The sequence below is a fragment of the Nostoc spongiaeforme FACHB-130 genome (assembly GCF_014698475.1).
GTDB lineage: Bacteria > Cyanobacteriota > Cyanobacteriia > Cyanobacteriales > Nostocaceae > Nostoc_B > Nostoc_B spongiaeforme.
On record NZ_JACJTB010000076.1, the window covers coordinates 1 to 19493 of the forward strand.

16 protein-coding genes, 29 tRNA genes and 1 pseudogene are annotated in these 19493 nt (G+C 41.4%); 8 read left to right on the top strand and 38 right to left on the bottom strand.

Translation table 11 applies throughout. The features are described from left to right. Window positions 1-860 precede the first annotated feature (860 nt). Window positions 861-1886, top strand: coding sequence for a tetratricopeptide repeat protein (locus tag H6G74_RS29560; protein WP_190971122.1), 1026 nt, complete (start codon window positions 861-863; stop codon window positions 1884-1886). Window positions 1887-1902: 16 nt separating this feature from the next. On the opposite strand, the gene H6G74_RS29565 is transcribed toward H6G74_RS29560, so the two are convergent. The 28 genes from H6G74_RS29565 to H6G74_RS29700 form a co-directional block, all read right to left on the bottom strand. Further along, a tRNA-Lys gene (locus H6G74_RS29565) sits at window positions 1903-1974 on the bottom strand. Between the two features lie 162 nt (window positions 1975-2136). Then, window positions 2137-2219, bottom strand: a tRNA-Ser gene (locus H6G74_RS29570). An 87-nt stretch (window positions 2220-2306) separates the two neighbouring features. Then, window positions 2307-2380, bottom strand: a tRNA-Ala gene (locus H6G74_RS29575). 81 nt (window positions 2381-2461) lie between these two features. Beyond that, window positions 2462-2535, bottom strand: a tRNA-Arg gene (locus tag H6G74_RS29580). A 6-nt stretch (window positions 2536-2541) separates the two neighbouring features. Further along, window positions 2542-2616: transfer RNA gene (locus H6G74_RS29585), tRNA-Val, on the bottom strand. 113 nt (window positions 2617-2729) lie between these two features. Beyond that, window positions 2730-2800 (bottom strand) — tRNA-Gly (locus H6G74_RS29590). 4 nt (window positions 2801-2804) lie between these two features. After that, a tRNA-Thr gene (locus H6G74_RS29595) sits at window positions 2805-2880 on the bottom strand. A 49-nt stretch (window positions 2881-2929) separates the two neighbouring features. After that, a tRNA-Met gene (locus H6G74_RS29600) sits at window positions 2930-3005 on the bottom strand. Window positions 3006-3015: 10 nt separating this feature from the next. Continuing rightward, window positions 3016-3089, bottom strand: a tRNA-Leu gene (locus H6G74_RS29605). 12 nt (window positions 3090-3101) lie between these two features. Next, window positions 3102-3178: transfer RNA gene (locus tag H6G74_RS29610), tRNA-Leu, on the bottom strand. A gap of 4 nt (window positions 3179-3182) precedes the next feature. Then, a tRNA-Leu gene (locus H6G74_RS29615) sits at window positions 3183-3256 on the bottom strand. A gap of 3 nt (window positions 3257-3259) precedes the next feature. Further along, window positions 3260-3333: transfer RNA gene (locus H6G74_RS29620), tRNA-Pro, on the bottom strand. Window position 3334: 1 nt separating this feature from the next. Next, window positions 3335-3413 (bottom strand) — tRNA-Leu (locus H6G74_RS29625). A gap of 6 nt (window positions 3414-3419) precedes the next feature. Continuing rightward, window positions 3420-3496, bottom strand: a tRNA-Leu gene (locus H6G74_RS29630). 6 nt (window positions 3497-3502) lie between these two features. Continuing rightward, window positions 3503-3578 (bottom strand) — tRNA-Gln (locus H6G74_RS29635). Between the two features lie 3 nt (window positions 3579-3581). Then, window positions 3582-3654, bottom strand: a tRNA-Gln gene (locus H6G74_RS29640). A 5-nt stretch (window positions 3655-3659) separates the two neighbouring features. Beyond that, window positions 3660-3735: transfer RNA gene (locus H6G74_RS29645), tRNA-Asn, on the bottom strand. A 6-nt stretch (window positions 3736-3741) separates the two neighbouring features. Beyond that, window positions 3742-3815: transfer RNA gene (locus tag H6G74_RS29650), tRNA-Phe, on the bottom strand. Window positions 3816-3897: 82 nt separating this feature from the next. Further along, window positions 3898-3972, bottom strand: a tRNA-Arg gene (locus H6G74_RS29655). Window positions 3973-4062: 90 nt separating this feature from the next. After that, window positions 4063-4152: transfer RNA gene (locus tag H6G74_RS29660), tRNA-Ser, on the bottom strand. Window positions 4153-4156: 4 nt separating this feature from the next. After that, a tRNA-Tyr gene (locus tag H6G74_RS29665) sits at window positions 4157-4239 on the bottom strand. Between the two features lie 4 nt (window positions 4240-4243). Continuing rightward, window positions 4244-4315 (bottom strand) — tRNA-Glu (locus H6G74_RS29670). Between the two features lie 11 nt (window positions 4316-4326). Next, window positions 4327-4398: transfer RNA gene (locus H6G74_RS29675), tRNA-Trp, on the bottom strand. 2 nt (window positions 4399-4400) lie between these two features. After that, a tRNA-Ile gene (locus H6G74_RS29680) sits at window positions 4401-4475 on the bottom strand. 9 nt (window positions 4476-4484) lie between these two features. Further along, a tRNA-Cys gene (locus H6G74_RS29685) sits at window positions 4485-4557 on the bottom strand. A gap of 3 nt (window positions 4558-4560) precedes the next feature. After that, a tRNA-Glu gene (locus H6G74_RS29690) sits at window positions 4561-4637 on the bottom strand. A gap of 3 nt (window positions 4638-4640) precedes the next feature. Continuing rightward, window positions 4641-4714 (bottom strand) — tRNA-Asp (locus tag H6G74_RS29695). A 179-nt stretch (window positions 4715-4893) separates the two neighbouring features. Next, a complete protein-coding gene (locus tag H6G74_RS29700) occupies window positions 4894-5043 on the bottom strand; it encodes a hypothetical protein (RefSeq protein ID WP_242051385.1) in 150 nt (49 codons plus the stop codon). Between the two features lie 244 nt (window positions 5044-5287). On the opposite strand from H6G74_RS29700, the gene H6G74_RS29705 reads away from it, so the two are divergent. Then, a complete protein-coding gene (locus H6G74_RS29705) occupies window positions 5288-6130 on the top strand; it encodes a polysaccharide deacetylase family protein (protein ID WP_313888527.1) in 843 nt (280 codons plus the stop codon). Window positions 6131-6174: 44 nt separating this feature from the next. On the opposite strand, the gene H6G74_RS29710 is transcribed toward H6G74_RS29705, so the two are convergent. From H6G74_RS29710 to H6G74_RS29720, 3 genes are all read right to left on the bottom strand, one after another. After that, window positions 6175-6564 carry an alr0857 family protein gene (locus H6G74_RS29710; protein ID WP_062294299.1) on the bottom strand — a complete coding sequence of 130 codons (390 nt, stop codon included), beginning with the start codon at window positions 6562-6564 and terminating at the stop codon, window positions 6175-6177. A 16-nt stretch (window positions 6565-6580) separates the two neighbouring features. Next, window positions 6581-7099: an HNH endonuclease gene (locus tag H6G74_RS29715; RefSeq protein WP_190971124.1), complete on the bottom strand. Its 519-nt coding sequence runs from the start codon at window positions 7097-7099 to the stop codon at window positions 6581-6583. A gap of 81 nt (window positions 7100-7180) precedes the next feature. Then, complete coding sequence (locus tag H6G74_RS29720) at window positions 7181-7429, bottom strand: hypothetical protein (RefSeq protein ID WP_190971125.1); 249 nt, start codon at window positions 7427-7429, stop codon at window positions 7181-7183. Between the two features lie 71 nt (window positions 7430-7500). Here H6G74_RS29720 and H6G74_RS29725 point away from each other — a divergent pair, with 71 nt between their 5' ends. The 3 genes from H6G74_RS29725 (at window position 7501) to H6G74_RS29735 (ending at window position 11222) form a co-directional block, all read left to right on the top strand. Next, the gene (locus H6G74_RS29725; protein ID WP_190971126.1) at window positions 7501-7836 is read left to right on the top strand and encodes a hypothetical protein; all 336 of its coding nucleotides are present in this window, start codon (window positions 7501-7503) and stop codon (window positions 7834-7836) included. A gap of 764 nt (window positions 7837-8600) precedes the next feature. Further along, on the top strand, window positions 8601-10625 hold the full coding sequence (locus H6G74_RS29730) for a sensor histidine kinase (protein WP_190971127.1): 2025 nt from the start codon (window positions 8601-8603) through the stop codon (window positions 10623-10625). 9 nt (window positions 10626-10634) lie between these two features. Continuing rightward, window positions 10635-11222, top strand: a complete 588-nt coding sequence (locus tag H6G74_RS29735) for an SRPBCC family protein (protein WP_190971128.1) — start codon at window positions 10635-10637, stop codon at window positions 11220-11222. A 79-nt stretch (window positions 11223-11301) separates the two neighbouring features. Here H6G74_RS29735 and H6G74_RS29740 read toward each other — a convergent pair. Both H6G74_RS29740 and H6G74_RS29745 read right to left on the bottom strand, forming a co-directional pair. Then, window positions 11302-11374, bottom strand: a tRNA-Glu gene (locus H6G74_RS29740). Between the two features lie 49 nt (window positions 11375-11423). Beyond that, a tRNA-Glu gene (locus H6G74_RS29745) sits at window positions 11424-11496 on the bottom strand. A 331-nt stretch (window positions 11497-11827) separates the two neighbouring features. Between H6G74_RS29745 and H6G74_RS29750 the strand changes: the two genes are divergently transcribed. After that, a complete protein-coding gene (locus H6G74_RS29750) occupies window positions 11828-13750 on the top strand; it encodes a cation:proton antiporter (RefSeq protein WP_190971129.1) in 1923 nt (640 codons plus the stop codon). On the opposite strand, the gene H6G74_RS29755 is transcribed toward H6G74_RS29750, so the two are convergent. Further along, window positions 13717-14352 carry a cytochrome b N-terminal domain-containing protein gene (locus H6G74_RS29755; RefSeq protein WP_190971130.1) on the bottom strand — a complete coding sequence of 212 codons (636 nt, stop codon included), beginning with the start codon at window positions 14350-14352 and terminating at the stop codon, window positions 13717-13719. The genes H6G74_RS29750 and H6G74_RS29755 overlap by 34 nt on opposite strands. A gap of 97 nt (window positions 14353-14449) precedes the next feature. Next, on the bottom strand, window positions 14450-15145 hold the full coding sequence (locus H6G74_RS29760) for an esterase/lipase family protein (RefSeq protein ID WP_190971131.1): 696 nt from the start codon (window positions 15143-15145) through the stop codon (window positions 14450-14452). 546 nt (window positions 15146-15691) lie between these two features. On the opposite strand from H6G74_RS29760, the gene H6G74_RS29765 reads away from it, so the two are divergent. Both H6G74_RS29765 and H6G74_RS29770 read left to right on the top strand, forming a co-directional pair. Then, window positions 15692-17122 (top strand): hypothetical protein, encoded by a 1431-nt coding sequence (locus tag H6G74_RS29765; RefSeq protein WP_190971132.1) that lies wholly within the window; start codon window positions 15692-15694, stop codon window positions 17120-17122. A 335-nt stretch (window positions 17123-17457) separates the two neighbouring features. Beyond that, window positions 17458-17700 (top strand): Shedu anti-phage system protein SduA domain-containing protein, encoded by a 243-nt coding sequence (locus tag H6G74_RS29770; protein WP_313888528.1) that lies wholly within the window; start codon window positions 17458-17460, stop codon window positions 17698-17700. Window positions 17701-17739: 39 nt separating this feature from the next. On the opposite strand, the pseudogene H6G74_RS29775 reads toward H6G74_RS29770, so the two are convergent. The 3 genes and pseudogenes from H6G74_RS29775 to H6G74_RS29785 all read right to left on the bottom strand — a co-directional run bounded on the left by H6G74_RS29775 (window position 17740) and on the right by H6G74_RS29785 (window position 19011). After that, window positions 17740-17961 (bottom strand): annotated as a pseudogene (locus tag H6G74_RS29775) (hypothetical protein). 61 nt (window positions 17962-18022) lie between these two features. Beyond that, window positions 18023-18265, bottom strand: a complete 243-nt coding sequence (locus H6G74_RS29780; RefSeq protein ID WP_190872752.1) for a YgiT-type zinc finger protein — start codon at window positions 18263-18265, stop codon at window positions 18023-18025. Window positions 18266-18393: 128 nt separating this feature from the next. Continuing rightward, on the bottom strand, window positions 18394-19011 hold the full coding sequence (locus H6G74_RS29785) for a GUN4 domain-containing protein (protein ID WP_190971133.1): 618 nt from the start codon (window positions 19009-19011) through the stop codon (window positions 18394-18396). Window positions 19012-19493 lie beyond the last annotated feature (482 nt).

The following is a 19493-nucleotide window of genomic DNA, read 5'->3' on the forward strand; positions in this document are numbered from 1 at the left end:
TCAACAGGGTCGAACCGTCTACCATATTCATTGGGAGACCTCAAGCTTTGGTGTCGTTACCTTTATCTTGTGGTTTCCCCTTCTTTTTTGCTACCCCATCTCACATAAGGCGTAAGTAATAAAAGGGAATATCAAGGTCATAACCTACTAGTTTTAAAATTCCCAATTTATCAGCCAAATAAACATTGAATTCTTCTATGTCGTACGCAAGAGCATTTAAGCGTTAATGTTACATAAGTGTTATCTACAGCAAATTTAATCTTATGCTCTAGGTAAATATAGCCATTGGCATATTTTTTCTGTAGGGTGTGTGACGCAACGAGAAGATTTGAACGTAGTCATCAGATTTATAGCGTCACGCACCAAGCATCAATTGTGACACTTACGTAAGTCCTGTGATTTATGTTCATCTCTCCTTGTCTCTATTCTCTTTAGTTCATCTATCAAATAGGAATGCTATATCTCTTCAAGGCTTAGTAACAATCCTTTGATTTAGCCTGAAACTGTCATATTTCTTAACAAAAATACAAAATTTACTTTACACAAAATCTGAAAGAAATACGTCTTAAAATTACCTAAAAATCCCCTGATTTTTCATATTTTCGCAAAAACTACTTATCCAGTTACTAAGAATATGAATTTACAAGAATAAGCTATAAAACTTAAGCAATTATCTTATAAATTTATAGCAATTAGTTAGTTTGGTTGAAAAATATACCACATTTTACTATTTACATCCTATATCTCAAGGTAGAAAATAATGTTTAACATTATTTTGGGCAATCTAAGCAAATTTATGTCTTAGGGATGTTGGCTCAAAGTCAATCTGCCTAATTTTTCTTTGGTGCAACTGAGGTCAAATGACGCAATCATTTAATGCAGTCCAAGAGTGGGAAAAACGTCGAGATCAAGCAACCCGCTACTACCAGGAAGGAAAACTTCAAGAATCACTCGCCCTGGCAACAAAAAATCTAGAATTAGCTAGAGCAATTTCTGATCGAGCCAAAGAGGGTTATACATTAAACGACCTCGGTTTAGCGCACCTTGGTTGCTGGCAACCTCAAAAAGCATTAGAGTATTTTGAGCAGGCGCTTTTGGTTGCTCAAGAGATAGGTAACGCCAGTGCCGAAGCCACTGCCTTGAGTAATCTTGGTTCTACTTACAGCCGTCTGGGAAAGTTTTCGCAAGCATTGAAATATTTAGATCAAGCCTTAGATATCTTTAGAAGATTGCAAGATACTCAGGGTGAAGTTTCCACCCTCAATGATGTGGCACTAATTTACACCAAATTGGGAGAACCAAAACGCGCACTGTTGCTACAAAACCAAATTCTCTCAATGCGACGATTTTTAGGTGATTTTTCTGGTGAAGCAGCAACATTAAATGGTATTGGGTTTGCTTACAGTCTTTTAGGCAAACATGGGCAAGCTCTAGAATATTTGCAGGAAGCACTTTCTATTCAAAGAGCCGTGAAAAATTTGGTGGGTGAAGCAACCACGATGAATAATCTTGCTTCTGTTTACAGTGATTTAGGGCAACCTAAACAAGCACTGCTAATTTACTATCAAGTACTTTTATCGCGTCGCACCCTGAAAGACATTTCTGGTGAAGCCACAACCTTAAATAATATTGGTTATACCTACAGCATTTTAGGTAATAACTGGCAGGCGATGAAATTTTATAAACAAGCGATCGCAATTTATCAACAATTAGGCGATCGCTTGGGAGAAATTTCGACTTTACTAAATATGGGCAGCTTGTACGCATCAACAAAACGCAAAAGAAAAGCCCTATCTTGCTACCAAAATGCCCATGAATTATCTCAGCAAATCGAGTCTCAGCCACTTTTACAGAAAGTACAGCAGCACATAGACTCTCTTTTATAGAAGTTAGTTTTGAAAATGGGTGGTAGAGGAGTCGAACCTCTCTATGACGGATTAAAAGCCCGTTGCACAGCCGCTATGCCAACCACCCATAAAGAAAAGACAAGGGAGACAAGGAAGACAAGGGGTAGGGGGAAAAGGAGACGTACTCCCTACTCCCTATTCCCCAAATCAAAATCCACCAGGGAGGTACTGCCCCTCCTATAACTGTGTTATCAGCACAGCGCCTCACTTTTCGGCTTCAGGTGGAAGGCGGAAGATGGAGGAATCGAACCCCTAGGTGTTACCCCACCCCGGTTTTCAAGACCGGTTGCCAACCATTTAGCGGCATCTTCCATTCAGGGGTGTCTGGCGGGACTTAAACCCGCTATGACTGGTTCCACAAACCAGTGCCGCGATCGCTTTGGCTTCAGACACCATCAGTGGAATCAATGGGAATTGAACCCATAACCTCCTGCTTGCAAGGCAGGCGCTCTAGCCATTTGAGCTATGACCCCATCAACAAAGTAAAAAGTGTAAAGTAAAAAGTAAAAAGAAATACTTTTGCCTTTTGACTTTTTACTTTTGACGTATTCAGGCGAGAGTGGTAGGACTCAAACCTACAACCTTCGAGTTAGAAGCTCGATGCTCTCTTCTATTGAGCTACACTCCCAATAATTGGTAGTCCTGGCAGGAATCGAACCTGCAACTTATTGCTTGTAAGGCAATTGCTCTACCGTTGAACTACAGGACTACGCAAGCGAGTGGAGGGATTTGTAGACGCGATAGCGGCTTCCCGCAGGGTACCCACACGCTGAATGTGGCGCACTCAGATGCTACCGATTACATCACACCCGCAAGTTTCAGAGCGGACGGCGAGATTTGAACTCGCACGAAGACATTGGAAGTGTCACATGCTACCGTTACATCACACCCGCATTCTGGGGCTGGTGACAGGAATTGAACCTGCAACCTACTGATTACAAGTCAGTTGCTCTGCCAGTTGAGCTACACCAGCACTTGTTAAAAAGTAAAAAGATTTTCTTATTCTTTACTTTTGCCTTATTTGGTGACGGGGGCAGGAGTTGCACCTGCTGATATGAGGCTTATGAGACCTCTGAGCCACTCTTGCTCCATCCCCGTATTTCACCAATGCCCCTGACTGGATTTGAACCAGCAACCTCCTCGTTCTAAGCGAAGCGCCTCTTCCGGTTGGGCTACAAGGGCATACTTTGATTTTGGTACTCCCGACAGGAGTCGAACCTGCAAAAAACTAGATCCTCGGTCTAGTGCGTCTTCCGTTCCGCCACGAGAGCTTAGTACCCCTGACAGGAGTCGAACCTGTAAAATCTGGACTCTGATTCCAGCACGTATGCCAGTTCCGTCACAGGGGTATATCGGGATGGCAGGATTTGAACCTGCAACCTTCAGCTCCCAAAGCTGCCGCGCTACCAAGTTGCGCCACATCCCGTTGGTACTCCTGGTGGGAGTTGAACCCACACAACTAACAGATTTTAAGTCTGCCGCCTCTTCCAGTTGGGCTACAGGAGCTAGTTTTGGTACTCTTGGTGGGAGTTGAACCCACAACATACCGTTTTTGAGACGGCAGCCTCTTCCAATTGGGCTACAAGAGCAAAGTTTGGCAGCCCTGCCAGGGGTCGAACCTGGAATCTTCGCCTTCAAAGGGCGGGATGTTGCCAATTACACCACAGGGCTTTATTGCCAGGGCAGGGTTTGAACCTGCAACCTCATCGTTCAGAGCGATGCGACTTTCCAATTCGTCCACCCGGCAATGAATGGCTGCCTCGGCAGGGTTTGAACCTGCGACCTTTCGCTTAACAGGCGATCGCTACTACCACTGAGCTACGAGGCAACGTAGTCCCCCAGGTTGGAATTGAACCGACGACCTCCTGTTCTTCAGACAGGCGCTACTACCAACTGAGCTACTAGGGGATAGGAAGGAGAGATGGGTAATTACCCCGTGGACTGGTTTAATTCAACTTGAATCAGCCACTCCACCACCTCTCCTATGTAACGAGAGCGGAGGGATTTGAACCCTCACTTCTTCAGTTTCGTAGACTGAGATGTTATCCAGTTACACCACGCTCTCAATAGGGGTTAGGGACTAGAGGCTAGAGACTAGGGGCTAGGGCTAGTGTTTTTCTCAGCACTTTGAACTCAGCACTCAGCACTTTTCAGGCGGAGAGAGAGGGATTTGAACCCTCGACGGATATTAACTACCCGTTTCCTCTTAGCAGGAGGACGCTTTGAGCCACTCAGCCACCTCTCCGCAGTGGGTCGAGCAGGATTTGAACCTGCGAACAAAATAGAACAGTTTTACAGACTGTCGCCTTTAACCAGACTCGGCCATCGACCCATAATTCCCCCGACGGGATTTGAACCCGCAATCTCCGCTTTGAAAGAGCAGCGACTTAACCGTTCGTCCACGGGGGCAAAAGTAGAACGCAGGGACTAGGATTTGAACCTAGAACATCGGATTTGGAGTCACGAGGTGTTGCCGTTACACCATCCCTGCATTGGTAGCAGTGGCGGGAGTTGAACCCGCATATACTCGGTTATGAGCCGAGGACTTTGCCGTTAAGTTACACTGCAACGTACCAAAGGCTGAGGTGAGAATTGAACTCACGATGTCGGTTTTGCAGACCAATGCCTTCAACCACTTGGCTACTCAGCCGTTTGGGAGCCTTGACGGGAGTTGCACCCGCTTCTCTGTGCTTGAGAGGCACAGCGACTTATCTAGTCGTCCACAAGGCTACACGGGAGTAACGAGACTTGAACTCGCAACCTATCGCTCGACAGGCGATCGCTCTCACCATTTGAGCTATACCCCCATGTTTGCTATCTGTGCCTAATGTTTAGAAGGAAAAAGGAAAAAGTAAAAAGGCAAAATAAGGATTTTTTGACTTTTATCTTTTTAATTTTTCAAGGCACAGATGATTTTTGATGAACTTGCCCATTCCTTATTCAGTTTTCAAGGTTCGGAAAAATTACTTTGCTTGAGAAAAAACTTTTAACCAAATAACCGACGCTCTAAGTAATAAACCTGTTGTGTATTACTGATGTATTCGGCGGTTTTTGCTTGAGCCAATTGGGAATTTTTGGCTTTGATATCCTCTACTTCTGGTTGTTTAGAAGTGAGAGAGGCTTGTTTGACTGGCAACTTTCGTTGATTCCAGTGCCTGTTCTGTATATTTGTGTAGAACATGACTTTTACCGTTTGGAGGCTTTGTCTTTCGCCTCACTACATATATACTACATAAATACTACAAAGGATGTCAAGGGGTTGAGGGAAAATTTTTGAAAATTGCTGAAAACCCTTATATTGCTAGTCTTTTAACTTATTAACCTCTCTGAAAAGTAAAACTACAAGCTTATGATGGGCTGAATATTTTTAGGAACCTAATGTGAAAGAAAAAGACCTGAAGTTATACAGAATATTTGGTTGTGTAGCGATCGCCTTTTGTGTAACAAGCTGTAGCACGTCTGCAAAATTGGAAAATACCCAACCAATTAACAAAGTTCATGCAGCACCAGTGCCAGATCAACCAGTAACCAGTCCAACAGATGCTAAACCACAGCCATCAACTAATCTAGAAAACCTTAATTTCGAGGTTCCGGCGAAATTTCAAGGAAAAACCTTATATAAAGTAGAACCTAGTAATCAAGAGAAAGTTATTGCCTTGACTGTTGATGATGGCCCCTGGCCAAAAACAACCTTACAAATGCTGGATATCTTCAAAGCAAATAACGTCAAGGTGACATTCTTTTGGGTAGGGAGTGCTTTACAAGCAAATCCTGAAATTGCCAAGCGAGTTGTAGCTGAAGGACACGCCATCGGCAACCATACTTGGCATCACTGGTATAAAAATATGGATGCAGCCACAGCCAAAAAGGAAATTGACCGCACCTCTGACTTGATTTACAAAACAACAGGGGTCAAAACAACCTTGTTTCGTCCTCCTGGGGGCTTTTTAAATAATGGATTAGCAGCTTACGCCAAAAGCCAGAAATATTCTGTAGTTATGTGGTCTTTGACTTCTGCCGACACAGACCCCCGTGCTAAACCCCAAGCATTTGTTAAAAATGTTTTGAAAGGCGCAAAACCAGGAGCTATTGTTTTAATGCACGATGGTGGAGGCGATCGCCACAGAACATTAGAAGCATTGCCACAAATCATCACCGGGCTGAAACAGCAAGGCTACCGATTTGTGACAATCCCCGAACTATTACAAGAAAGCGAAAAGTAGAAGTATGAAATTTCATACTTCATACTTCACACTTCATACTTGTTTTACTCGCTCATCACAGAAGCACAAGCTTGCGCTTCTTGCCACAGTTTTTGCAGAAAGAACTCAGTGCGATCGCTCATTGTGGTGATGAACACACCCACAGAATCTTCAGCACTGTTTGATAGCCAAGAACCACGCAGGGTGACTTCCACATATTCGCTATCGCAGACACACAAGGCGATGACTTCCCGATCATCTCGTTTCACCTCCGCCTTAAGTGCTTCTACCCCTGGCAGATCAACAGGTAGCAAAAAGGAAGCAGTACTGGGTTCAACACACAGATTTTGTCCAACTCGCATAGCGAAAATTACGCGCTGTGCTACCCACTCCTCTAGTGACTGAGGAATACACTCTAAACAAAAGCTCCTTTCGGTGTAAGTTAATTTCAGCATTCCTTATGCTCTCCTGCTATTCCAGGTTTGCTTGCACATTTGTCCAAAATTGTTCTGCAAAAGCGATCGCGGGGTGAATGGGTGCTTTTGGTATTTTCCTCAGCCGCATTCCAGTCTCAGACAAACTGCGATCGCCTTTTCGGGAGTTACATCTTTCACAAGCTGTGACTACGTTATCCCAGGTATGTAAGCCACCTTTGGATCGGGGGATGACGTGATCTAATGTCAGGCGTTTGCTGCTACCGCAATATTGACAAGTGTGATGGTCTCGCCGCAAAACTTCTCGCCGATTTACTGGTGGTACTTTCCATGTCCGTTCATTAGAGCCAATTTTCAAACGAATGTGTTTTGGTACGTCAATTACTAAACTGGGTGAATGAACTCGCCATCCGCCTTCAGTCGCAAAATCCAGTGGTTCTGCTTTGTTTGTTACTAACAGCACAATCGCTCGTTTGATATTTACGCGACACAGAGGCAAGTAATTTTGCGAAAATACCACTACGGATTGCTCTAACACTTGCATTGCGATCGTCACAGCTTCACTCCTTATTAAAAAACCCCCGCTTCTGGTCTAAGTGAAGCGGGGGTTAGAAATTTACCAAAAACTTCTCTGGTGTTATATCGGTACAGCATTCTCTTGTCTGTACCTCCCGCTTATTTTTTTCAGTTGTGGTTTTGCATTCAGCACGCCTATGCCGAGATATCTAAAATCATAATTCCCCTCTGTGACTAGCCAATGAATATGGCTACCATCGCCCATAAATAAATACTCCACTTCCATAGCGGCTGATTCCCAACGCAATCGGCAGTTGGTGACACACAAGGAAGTAGAGATGGGGTAAATGGATTTCACAGAAAATTTCACCTATTGAACATTCCTTTAAACATACTACACTTGTATTACTATCCTGTCCATACCTTTAAGGAGAAAAAGTCATGCACACAATTACTCGCACCCCAACAACCGACATGGAAGTTACTAGCATTCGTCTAGAACGAGAACTCAAAGATAAACTTAAAGAAATAGCTGGCAATCAAGGCTATCAAGCCTTAATCCGCGATATTCTCTGGAATTATGTCCAGCAAAAATCCGGTGAGTGGAAGCCGCGATTTTCACGAGCCGACATTCGAGCTAGTATAGCCGCCACCGCCCAGCAGGAAGAACGTTGTGTACTCACGGGTCAATTAATTCAACCTCAACAGCCTATGTTCTTAGGACTCACTCGGAATGGGGATATGGTTCCTCTCAGTGTCGAAAGTTTAGCTGGATAGTTGTTTATTCCTGGGAAAGCAGCTTGGTCATTCATCCAGGTAACTAAGCTGCTTTCCATCTTTAGGAGCTGCATTCAATCAATATTTTTTATTTAAAATATTTATATATATTTGTTAAGCAACCAACACAGCAGTCAAACTCAAAAGCAAACTGGAGTTTTAGTCACAGGGATGTGATGACACTTGATACAGGAAATGACAAGCTTGATACCACATCATCAATAATAGACAAGAATTTAATATTACAATCTACAAACCTTTTAGAGAGGGATAAACACACTCAAGAAGTTTTTCCGAGGTTCTGTCATAATAGAATTTAATTTTTTGCAAAGCCACAGAAATGTACTTAGCACAAGAAAAATATTTAGCAATAAATATTACTAAAATTAATATATTGACCAGTGTTAATGCGGTAATGCTTTTGAGAATTTTTATCTTAATTCCAGAGAAATTACGGTTTATGTATAGTTACGGACAAGCTATCCTAGGCCAAAGTCTAGTAGTTTAGGTCTGCGTCAAAGCCCCAAATCCTCTGTAAGCAGCACCTTAATATATTTTAGAGATTTTTATATACCCATGTATAAATTAGTTTAATATACCAGTTACTTATTCATCTGCCAAAGAAAGGGGCTATAACAGGTGAGAGAAACTCTTGATAAAAGACTTGCCACTAACTAGGGTGCAGCGACATAACTAAATGAAAACAATATGCCAGGAAATTGGGTGCATAAGATATGAGGTCATTATCCAGAAGCGTGCCAGGAATGAAAAAAAGCTTATCATTGCCGCCACAGTGTTCAGATGACCTAGACAGACTACAATCATACCCACTCAAGCTGATGCAGCATCAGAACGAACCAACTCTTCAGTTGGTACAAAAAATTAATCACATCATCGCCAATAACTCAGCAACGACATTGATGCTGCAAGAAATTGCTAGATTACTAGGTAATGCCTTCAAAGTCGATTGCTGTTGTTTAGTCACAGTATCTGCCAGTACAGCAGCCAGTGAATCAATTTCTGCCAATTGGTGTTCTGATGAGTATTTGGCAATGCCACATCCCAGTCAATTATTTTCCACAGAACATTTGTTAATGGATTCACCTGTGGTTCAATGTGCGGTGGAACCCTTCACTATTGAGGATATTTCGACTATCCAAGATAGTTTAGTGGTAGGAGGACAACATCTCCAAGTTCCCATTAGATCAGTTTTGGCGATTCCGACTAGGTTTGCCGGGCAAATCAATGGTGTTATTAGCCTGATTAAATTCCAATCATACGATTGGAGTGAATCAGAAAAACAACTGTTAAATTTTGTTGAATCAGCTTGTGCGATCGCTTTTTCTCAAGTCGGTCAAATCAACTTAATCGCTTCACAGCAAGAGCATTTGCAAAAAAGCGACCAACATCAAAGCTTAATCAAACAATTAACTATCTTAAGTCGGAGTAATTTGGAGCTAAATCAAATGCTCCAGTTAGCAATTTCCTCAACGGCCGAATCTTTACAGGCAGACCGAGGATTGTTGATCTTACTGAAATATAAAGATCCTTTATTTAGAACTCAAACCAAAAAACAAATTCCCAAAGCCAAAGCCACTGTAGTTGCAGAATGGAATCGGAACGTACCCAGTTGCACAACTAGTAAATCAGATGTTGAGCCGCAGTCATTTTTGGTTTCTGAGTGTAGTTTGTGCCAACGTGTGTTTACAGACTCAGGCAAAGCCGTAGTAATTGAGGACTACACAGACCTGCAAGATATGGTGACGGTTGCTTCATTGTTTTCAGTGGGACTTTTACCGTCTTTGCTGTTAGTGCCATTAGAAAATCAAGGCAAAGTTCTAGGATTCATTGTCCTGCAACAAAAAACAGCCCGTAGTTGGCAAGCTTCCGAATTAAATCTGGTGGAAATGGTCTGCGCTCAAATGAGCAATGCCATTATTCAATCACAAACATTGCGCCAAGTACAGACTTTGGTAGATGAGCGCACAGCTAAACTCCAAAGCAGCCTGGAACTGCAAGCAAAACTGCATGAAAAAACACGGCAATATGTTGAGCAGCTACGGGAACTCAATCATCTCAAAGATGAATTTTTGAGTAATATGAGCGATCGCTTGCGGTATCCACTGACAAACATGCAAATGTCCATCAAAAATTTGCGCTTGCCAGGAATTCAACCAGAGCGTCAAGCCAGATACATGGATATTCTAGAGCAAGAATGTACGAAAGAAATTAACTTAATTAACGATTTGTTGACACTCCAGAAATTAGAGTCTAAGCAAGAACGTCCCCAGTTTGAAACCATAGATTTAAATACCAGAGTTCAAGCATTGACAACTAATCTGAACTCAAAACTATCAGCTAAAGCTTTAACTATAAATCTCGATTTACCCCAAGATTCTTTAAAAATACAGACTGAATTAGAAAGTTTTAACCGGATCTTGCAAGAATTATTCACGAATGCCTGTACATACTCAGAGCCGGAAACGGTGATTAATGTGCAAGTATATCACCAAGTTGAACAATTAATTGATCAAGTTATTATTAAAGTGACTAATACAGGACGGGGAATTTCTGAAGAAGAAGCAACCTACATCTTTGATCGGTTCCGTCGTGGTAAAGGTGGAAGATGGACTCCGGGAACGGGTTTAGGGCTTGCTTTAGTTAAATCTTTAGTACAGCATTTAAATGGAGCGATCGCCGTTGATAGTACTCCTATTCACGATTCTGAACAAAGCCAAGTTTGTTTTACTCTCACACTGCCACAATTTTCAGACGAAAGCGAGTTATAAATTCTGACCGTGACTGAACAACATAACCTTACAGCTAACCTGGATTTCACCGCCCCTATTGATGACAATAGCCTAGATGACAATTTGGCTGTTGATACAGCTAATTTGCCCCCAGTAGTTGTCCAAATCGAGAAAATAGCGGAGCGCAAACGACAAATTTCTGCCAAAATCCATATTCCTCATCCTGTGGAATGTATATGGAAAGTCTTGACAGATTACGAAGCCTTAGTTGACTTCATCCCTAATCTTGCTAAAAGTCGTTTACTGGAGCATCCTAACGGTGGTATTCGACTTGAGCAAGTAGGCTCTCAGCGTTTATTGAATTTCAACTTTTGCGCCCGTGTCGTTTTGGACTTGGAAGAACATTTTCCCAAAGAAATTAGTTTTTCGATGGTTGAGGGAGATTTCAAAGGCTTTTCTGGTAGTTGGAGCCTAGAACCTACTTCCCTGGATGGAATTACTGGAACTAATCTGTGCTATACCATCCAAGTCTGGCCTAAATTAACTATGCCAGTGACTATTATTGAACGTCGGCTGAGTAAGGATCTACAGCTAAATCTTTTAGCAATCTATCAGCGCGTAGAACAATTAGTCTAACAAAAAGTCAGGTTTTCCTGATTTAACTAGCTTTAAACAGGCAAACTTGACTTCAAAATGTTAATAAATTTGTTTAAAATACCCCCAGGGGAATTCGAATCCCCGTCGCCTCCGTGAAAGGGAGGTGTCCTAGGCCTCTAGACGATGGGGGCATAAGACTTACGACCTGATCTATAGTTTGATGCTGCGTTGTTGGTAAAGTACCCCCAGGGGAATTCGAATCCCCGTCGCCTCCGTGAAAGGGAGGTGTCCTAGGCCTCTAGACGATGGGGGCATCGCAATCAAACCTTTTATAAATTAACTAATTTTTTCAATGATGTCAACAGCTTTTGCAAAAAAACAATTTTTGTTGCAAATCAACTAAGATGCGGAGAGAGGATGCAGAAGAGCAGGAGGAAATTAATCAAGGACAAATTACTATTGACTCTTGACCATGAACTACCACTTTTTTGGGAACTAGAGGACAATAGAGTATCGTACACAACCAAGTATGAAACAAAATCAAAAGTTAATCAGGTACAAAGGATCTAATGCGGTACTCTGGAGAAGTAGTTTTTACACTTCTTTACAAGAGATTTTGAAATCTATCACTCAAAATCTACAACATGGAAGCATCTCTTGAAATCACCTTACAAATGGTGATCGCTGTTGTAGCAGGTATTAGCGCCCAAGTGATAGCTGCATACTTGCGTGTACCCAGCATTGTCTTATTGCTTTTCTTGGGTATTATTCTCGGTTCCGATGGTTTGGGACTGCTGCACCCGCATCTGCTGGGTACAGGATTGGAAGTAATTGTTTCCTTAGCAACAGCAATCATCCTCTTTGAAGGTGGACTGAATTTAGATTTACGGGAGTTAGGCAGGGTTTCAGTCAGCCTACAATTGCTCGTTACCCTAGGAACACTAATTACCCTCCTGGGTGGCAGTATGGCAGCGCATTGGCTGGGGGAATTTCCTTGGAATATTGCTTTCCTTTACGCTTCTATAGTCGTGGTTACGGGGCCGACTGTGGTTGGGCCGCTGCTCAAACAAATTAATGTAGATCGGCAGGTAGCAACGCTATTAGAAGGAGAAGGGGTTTTAATTGACCCTGTAGGTGCGATTTTGGCATTCGTTGTCTTAGATACGATTGTCAATGGTGATGCTGACCCAGTGAATGCCATTGTGGGTTTAGTGATGCGTTTGGGGGTAGGTGCAGCAATTGGCGCAGTTGGTGGCTACTTGATGAGTTGGGTGTTCAAACGTGCTAGTTTGCTGTCGTTTGAGTTGAAAAACCTGGTAGTTTTGGCAATACTCTGGGGCCTGTTTTCCCTGGCTCAGACAATTCGTAGTGAATCGGGTGTGATGACAACGGTAGTTGCTGGTGCAGTGTTCGCCAATTCTTCTGTACCAGAAGAAAGATTGTTACGCAGTTTTAAAGGTCAGTTAACAATTCTCAGTGTGTCTGTGCTGTTTATTTTGTTAGCGGCTGATTTATCAATCGCTAGTTTGTTTGCTTTAGGTTGGGGTAGTGTTTTAACGGTTGTAGTACTGATGTTTGTGGTACGGCCGATTAATATCCTTGCTTGTACTTGGAACAGTAACCTCAACTGGCGACAGAAATTATTTTTAAGCTGGGTGGCTCCCAGAGGAATTGTCTCGGCTTCTGTGGCTTCGTTATTCGCAATTTTACTAACGCAGCATGGCATCAATGGTGGAGATGCGATTAAGGCTTTAGTATTTTTGACTATTATTATGACTGTGGTTTGCCAGGGGTTAACGGCTGGCGGAATTGCCCAGTTATTGCAAATCACCTCTAAAGATGCGACTGGAGTGGTGATTGTTGGTTGTAATCCTTTGAGTTTGTTAATTGCTCGCTTCTTTCAAGAATGGGAAGAGTCTGTGGTGATGATTGACACTGACCCGGAACGTTGCGAAAAAGCCGCCGAGCAGAATATTCGTGTGATTGCTAGTAGCGCCCTAGATACGGGAGTTTTGGAAGAAGCTGGACTCGCTTCGATGGGGACTTTTTTGGCAATGACGAGTAACGGGGAGGTAAATTTTGTGCTGGCGCAACGTGCTGCGGAAGAATTTAATCCTCCACGGGTGTTAGCTGTGTTTCCGCGTGATCCTCAAGCTAGTAATGGCGGAAATCAAAAAACAGTGAATCAAGCTTTTGTAACTGAACTAACAATTAAAACTTGGAATGAGTACTTGAATGATGGACGTGTGAAGTTAGGAAAAATAACCTTAGATGCAGCAGATTTTGACAATCAACAAGAACGCATCCAAGAAAAAATTCGGACTGGGGTGTTGCTACCATTGCTATTAGAACGAGAAAAACGTCTACAAGTAATGCCAGCTAATCACGACTGGGAAGTAGGCGATCGCATTATCTATTTACTGCACGACCCCAGACCAAATTTATTAAAACGCTTGTCTGGCGCAAGTCAATCCACACCGTTAGTTATCGAAAAGTTACCAGAATTAGAAGAAGTTGCTGTACCAACTTTGGCTCAACTTTCTACTAGCGAAGTTTCAGGAAGTTGATGGAAACTTTCTGCTGTATAAGTTTGCTGTTCTTGCCAGACAAGCGCCAGTAAATGTACTACAGCCAAAATTAATGTAGCCGCCGCCACTATGTAACTGTGGATGGTGTAAAGGTGTTCAACTGTGAGGGTGTTAATCGCACCACCGCCAGTTAAGATATTTCGCAATTGTTCCCCAATCAGAGGAATTGCTTCGATGGTTCCCAATTCGATGCTGAACCGCCAGTATCCTTCCTGTGTCCAGTCGAGGAGCATGGCTGTCCAATCTAGCCCGATCGCACTCAGGGTTAATAAAATACCACTAACCCAAGCAACTAGCCAACTCTGACTAAATTGTCGCCCTAAGAACATTACAACAATCTGCACTAAGGCGATCGCAATTAAACCGTTACCTGCAATTTCGTGGGTTCGGTAAAACAGCCAGCCATAAGGCACTTGAGTATTAATCATTTTCAATGAATTGTAAGCACCACCTGCTGTTGGTTCGTAATAAAAAGACAGCAGAACGCCAGTGGTAGTGTAAATCAAGCACAGGGTCAGAATTACGACTGATAATATCGTTGCGAGTCGTCGCAAAATTCTCTCGAACTGGGTGCTTTGCATGGTTCACCCCTCCTGATTTTTTAAAAATATATATTTTTATTACATTTTACATAATTAATTTAGATATTTGTTGCCTTTATTAAAGATATATGTATTTTTAAAGCAAATATTTTACCCAAACCTGGAGTGCTTCTGGGGAACCGTACCAAATTCCCGGACTTCTGGGTGAGTGTCTCACACCTTCAATGATGAGATTTTCGGCTCCTGCCAGATGAGCAGCTGCAATGGGAGTGATACCATCTCCCCAGGTATTACCTTGGCCGCAGGTTAATTGGTAACTGCTGTAAGCCAACCAACTACCAGGCCGTCTTGCGCCCAGAATAGTTTTGCCAGCCGCACAGACATAACGGACATTTTTGTAAAATGCGCCGGGATAGTTGTTGGTTACAAAGTCTAAATTCCAACGAGTCCAGCGTTCTTGGCTGATATGAGGTGTGCCTAAAGTGATGAGGGAGGCGACTAAAGGATGAGCATTCCAAATTGATGGATGAGTTTGATGGCGGGGAGTATAAGGTTTTTCTCCTAAATAAATCCGGGAAATCCAACCGCCGGCTGAATGTCCAATTAGGTTGACTTGCTGGGACTGATATTCCTGCAATATTTGTTTCACAGTCAAGTCAAGCTTTTGCAAAATTGGTGTCACAGGTCTACCGCCAATGGTGGGGAGCCAATCGCGTCGTCTTAGTGGTACTGTAACTGTGGGAAACCCCGACTGTGTGAGGGAGGTTTCTAAGTTGAGGTAGGCGATCGCACTTTCTAAATATCCAGGCACAATAACTGTAGGTAAGGGCATTTTGTCATGAAAATCCGAATTTTATAGTTAGATATGTTGTCATTAAAATAACAGTAATTAGAAATCCCTATCCATTAGCAAAATAGCAAACCTAACCACAATTGAAAACTAACTGATGTGATACCATGTGATCTGGATGCAATTTTTGGCATACAATTAACTAACTGTCTACTACCAAATCTCAACTAACTAAATAACATCTATCTTGCTAGTTGAGTCGGGTAGATTTTAGATTGATATACCTCTAGACTGATGCGTGAATTTTCACTGCCAACTACTGTAATTGTCAGTTTGGGCTGCGTAAATCTATACGCAAGATAGAAATTAGTGAAGTGATAACTATTTAATTAACATTCTGATCTGCAACTGCAACCAAAAAAGATAAAATTGCGTCATTAAAAAATTGAACCCTGACAGAAAATCTCAATTTTGTCGTTTTGAATTTTACCCAAGAAGTGATTTCCTTTAGAAGGGCGCATTTTGTACCACAAAGATAATATTGATTTGCCAATAAACTGTAACTGAGCCGAGTGAACGATAACAGCTATGTCTTACGTCTCCCTAATAAAAAATATACCTGAAATTTTAAGCCAGCCAACTGGAATTGCTGCTTTAGCTTCCGTCGGGATTCATGGTGCTATTGCACTGATTGTGCCATTAATGCCAGTAGATCCCAGTAAACCAAAAGATGCAGCATCATCGAAATCAGTGGGTATTTTGGAGTTAAGCCAAGCTGATCAAAATCGTTTACCCCAAACTCCCGGTACATCTCAATTTGCTGTGCAACCAAAACTACCAATATTGTCACAGCAACAGCAACTAGCACTGCAACCACAAGCACTTCCGCCTAACTTTGGTGGACAAACAACTGTACTGCCTCCCTTACCACCATCTGGTTATCCACAGTCAGTAATACCATCTTTACCAACCACTTCTAATAACTACCGTATCTCTTCATTGCCTACTAGGCAGTCTATACAATTTCCCAAACAAAATTATCGTTTTGACTCCGGTTTTAAAGCCGGGAACCAAAAATTTACTGCTGCAATTCCTAATTTCGATGACAAGCCAGTAATTCCAGAAAATTCACAACCACTTCCAGTTGACAAACTACCAGATTTACCCCCGGCACAAATACCGCCGGAAATTCTTAATAGTCCAACTCCAAATCCGGCATATAGCTCAAGTGTGACAACTGCAAATAACAAAGTTACTCCCCAACCTGTACAGCCGGAGAATAATGTGGCGGTTACTCCCAGTGCAACTTCGGGAACTGTCATCAATCAAACACCCAAGACTGGGGACAATACAACATCAACCGCAAATCTCCCTGCTTTAAAGCCAATCAATACACCGAACTTACCGACAAAAGCTCCCAATCAAACACTAATAGCTCAAGTTCAGTCTTACGAAGAACTGCGAAAAGCACTGCAACAGCAATACCCCAATTCAGAAGAAAAACCCGTAATTCGGGATACCGTTGCTGTGAGTAAAGCAGGTGTGGAAGGTACAGTCTTAGGGATTTTAGTAGTAGATCCTGATGGCAAAGTATTGGATATCAAATTCCAAGATAAATTGCTTTCTCCAGCACTTTTATTAAAAACAAGGCAATATTTTAACGCTAAATCTTTAAAGGGTGAGAAAACAATTAGCCGTTATCCATTTAATCTGCGTTTCCAAGAAAGTAGCAAAACGGCTGGAGATGGATCACAGCAGACACCCTCAGTAACAACTCAACCAGCAACAGGTAATCAGCCAATAATTATTCCCGCAGATAATAGCAGCCAACTCAAGCCTAATCCAGAAGTAACGGCTAAACCATTGATTACACCAGCAGCTGATAACCTTAAGCCAACACAATCGACATCCATTACAAATAGGAATCAACTATCTTCGTCTCCAGCAGCTGATCGTCAACTCATCCAAAAGTTACGTGATGTCAGAGAAAAAAGAGGAAATTCCAATTCAGAGAAATAAAATTGCTAACTTTATAGGATAGCGATCGCTCTGAATTTTATGTTTAAGAAATAGAGCATTACGCCAAGAAACGAAAATTTCAGGCTTTAGAGTAGCCTATAATCTTCGTGCGTAATTTCTATTATCTAAAAAAAGCGATCGCTACTTAGATAAGTATTCTCTTATCCAACTCCGAAAAGCCTTCAGTGTTGCATTCCTATCTGCGGTTTTACTTTGTTCCAGATATTGAGGAATCACGTCAATTAAAGGTAAATTGGGCAAGCTTAAACTTAACTCAGACTCTATATAATTTCCATCTTGTAAAAGATTAATTTTCAACATACCTTAATGAGAATATAGAATTTTATGGCATTCTTGTTATCGGTAGAGATGCTTTTATTTCTCCTATTGATAAAGCTAGATTGACATGGCGTTTAAATAAGGTTTTAGTAGACTCACGTAAGATAATTTGTATCACGTTTGATCAATTAGCTAGAGACATTAGAGATAGGCTTTCACTATATCCCTTGATTTATGAAGCAGAATCTCAGGCTGAAAATTTTATTGTGAAAGATGAGAGCGATCGCTCATCGTCATAACCTCAATCCACCAACAAAAAACTTCACCAAACACAACTTTTATTCTGTTGGCTGTACATTAGTGTTAGCTTGCTGACGCTGGGCAATCTGGATTAGTAATTTTAATGCGTTATTTACCGCTTCATCGTTAGGAAAAGCTTCAGCAACATCAGGATCTAAACGCACTATCTTTGTTTTTGTACGATATCACTCAATATATTTACCTCTAACCCCTCCTTCCATTTGAGTAAAATTATACTCAGGACGTAATTCATCTTCCATTTTGGGTTCAATTTCTTTATGTTTACTGTTAACTTGACCCCCTAAAGTTATACAGCATTAATTATGCTGATTCTAGATGGGAAACCGGAATTTGTTCGGTTCTTTCAGGGGGTTTTGTTCCAGTTGCTACAGCATGAACCGTATGAAGAATATCGGCTGAATAGTAGCGATTTCCACAGGTATCACACACGCCTATGGTCACATCTTCAAGAATGACAAAACCATCCCTATGTTTAAATGCTTCACGCTTAACTGTTCGAGGTTGTACAGTTCCTTCACAATATTCACATCTATATCCATACATAAGTTTAGCCCTCAAGCTCAGTAACTTCATAAACAGTTATGATTAGATAACGTCCGCTACTTGCGAAACGCCCAACAACCGCAAAAGGGGTTTGTTGATCTAATGCAGTTTCTATTATGCGTTTACTGCTATATACGCCCAACAATGACTTCTAGTATTTCAAAATCAATATCACATCGCTCTGATTTATCGGAGTTTAGTATGAAAAGTATTGGAAGATGCCCAGATGGCGCTCTCAGAGAATAGTCAATATCAGAGTAGTATACCCAATCTCCTTCTTTACGCCAGCCAACTTCGTCACCAAATTTTTCTTGTATTTCCTCACTATTATAAGTCGTATCAGAACCACCCCCAATACGCTTCCAAATGCGTTTTTGAACGCTAAACCCAAACCGTCCATTACTATACTTTAACCAGAGTCGATTGATATTATTTAAATCTTTTCTGGGAAGAACTTTTAAATACTCTGAGGAAAAATAATTACTTAGATAAGTCTTGTATGGTGAGGTTTCTGGTAGCTCTTTATGAGATATTACGTAAATTATCTTTGCTGTTTCTAAATCAGCTTCTTTCCACTTTCTAGCCTGAAGTAATTCATCTAGTTTCTGATAATGCCCTGATACTACTTCTGTAAAATCTTTAGATGAAGTGTAACTGTAAGCTGTAGCACTACTAACAACTTCTCTTGCTGCTTCAGTTTCATCATTAGTTTTCGTAGTATTTTTACCAAAAGACTTTTTCCACATAAAAAGCTTTTTTCTAACCTTGGGCTTTTTACGAGCCTCTTCTGCTAATTCATTTGCAATTTCTGTTTTGGCATCCTCTTCACTATAACCCTGATTTTTTAGTTCATTGATTAACTCTCGAATTTCTTGGGCGATTTCTGAAAAATCATTATTTACATCGATTCGATAATCTCCATTTATTTCAATATAATTACCATTGACATGAATATTTTCGTTATAGTTACCTTCAGCATAAATATTCCAAAACTCATTTTTATCATCATTTATTGAGCTTTCATCTAATCTATTTTTATAAAATATAAATCTTGAAATATATAAATAAAGACCTAATCCAAGTAGGATTGTGCCTACAAAAATAGCAATAATAATGGTTCTTCCGGTATTTTTATGGTGAGTAATAAAGTTTAGTAAATTTTAGTAACTATATTTTAATGATGCTCAGGCTGAAAACATAGACTGTGTAAGTATTACAACAGTTTTAA

Coding starts and splice junctions, on each gene's coding strand:
- H6G74_RS29560 (WP_190971122.1), top strand. CDS start 861: ATGACGCAATCATTTAATGCAGTCCAAGAGTGGGAAAAACGTCGAGAT.
- H6G74_RS29710 (WP_062294299.1), bottom strand. CDS start 6,564: ATGCTGAAATTAACTTACACCGAAAGGAGCTTTTGTTTAGAGTGTATT.
- H6G74_RS29725 (WP_190971126.1), top strand. CDS start 7,501: ATGCACACAATTACTCGCACCCCAACAACCGACATGGAAGTTACTAGC.
- H6G74_RS29730 (WP_190971127.1), top strand. CDS start 8,601: ATGAAAAAAAGCTTATCATTGCCGCCACAGTGTTCAGATGACCTAGAC.
- H6G74_RS29750 (WP_190971129.1), top strand. CDS start 11,828: ATGGAAGCATCTCTTGAAATCACCTTACAAATGGTGATCGCTGTTGTA.
- H6G74_RS29755 (WP_190971130.1), bottom strand. CDS start 14,352: ATGCAAAGCACCCAGTTCGAGAGAATTTTGCGACGACTCGCAACGATA.
- H6G74_RS29760 (WP_190971131.1), bottom strand. CDS start 15,145: ATGCCCTTACCTACAGTTATTGTGCCTGGATATTTAGAAAGTGCGATC.
- H6G74_RS29765 (WP_190971132.1), top strand. CDS start 15,692: ATGTCTTACGTCTCCCTAATAAAAAATATACCTGAAATTTTAAGCCAG.
- H6G74_RS29780 (WP_190872752.1), bottom strand. CDS start 18,265: ATGTATGGATATAGATGTGAATATTGTGAAGGAACTGTACAACCTCGA.
- H6G74_RS29785 (WP_190971133.1), bottom strand. CDS start 19,011: ATGTGGAAAAAGTCTTTTGGTAAAAATACTACGAAAACTAATGATGAA.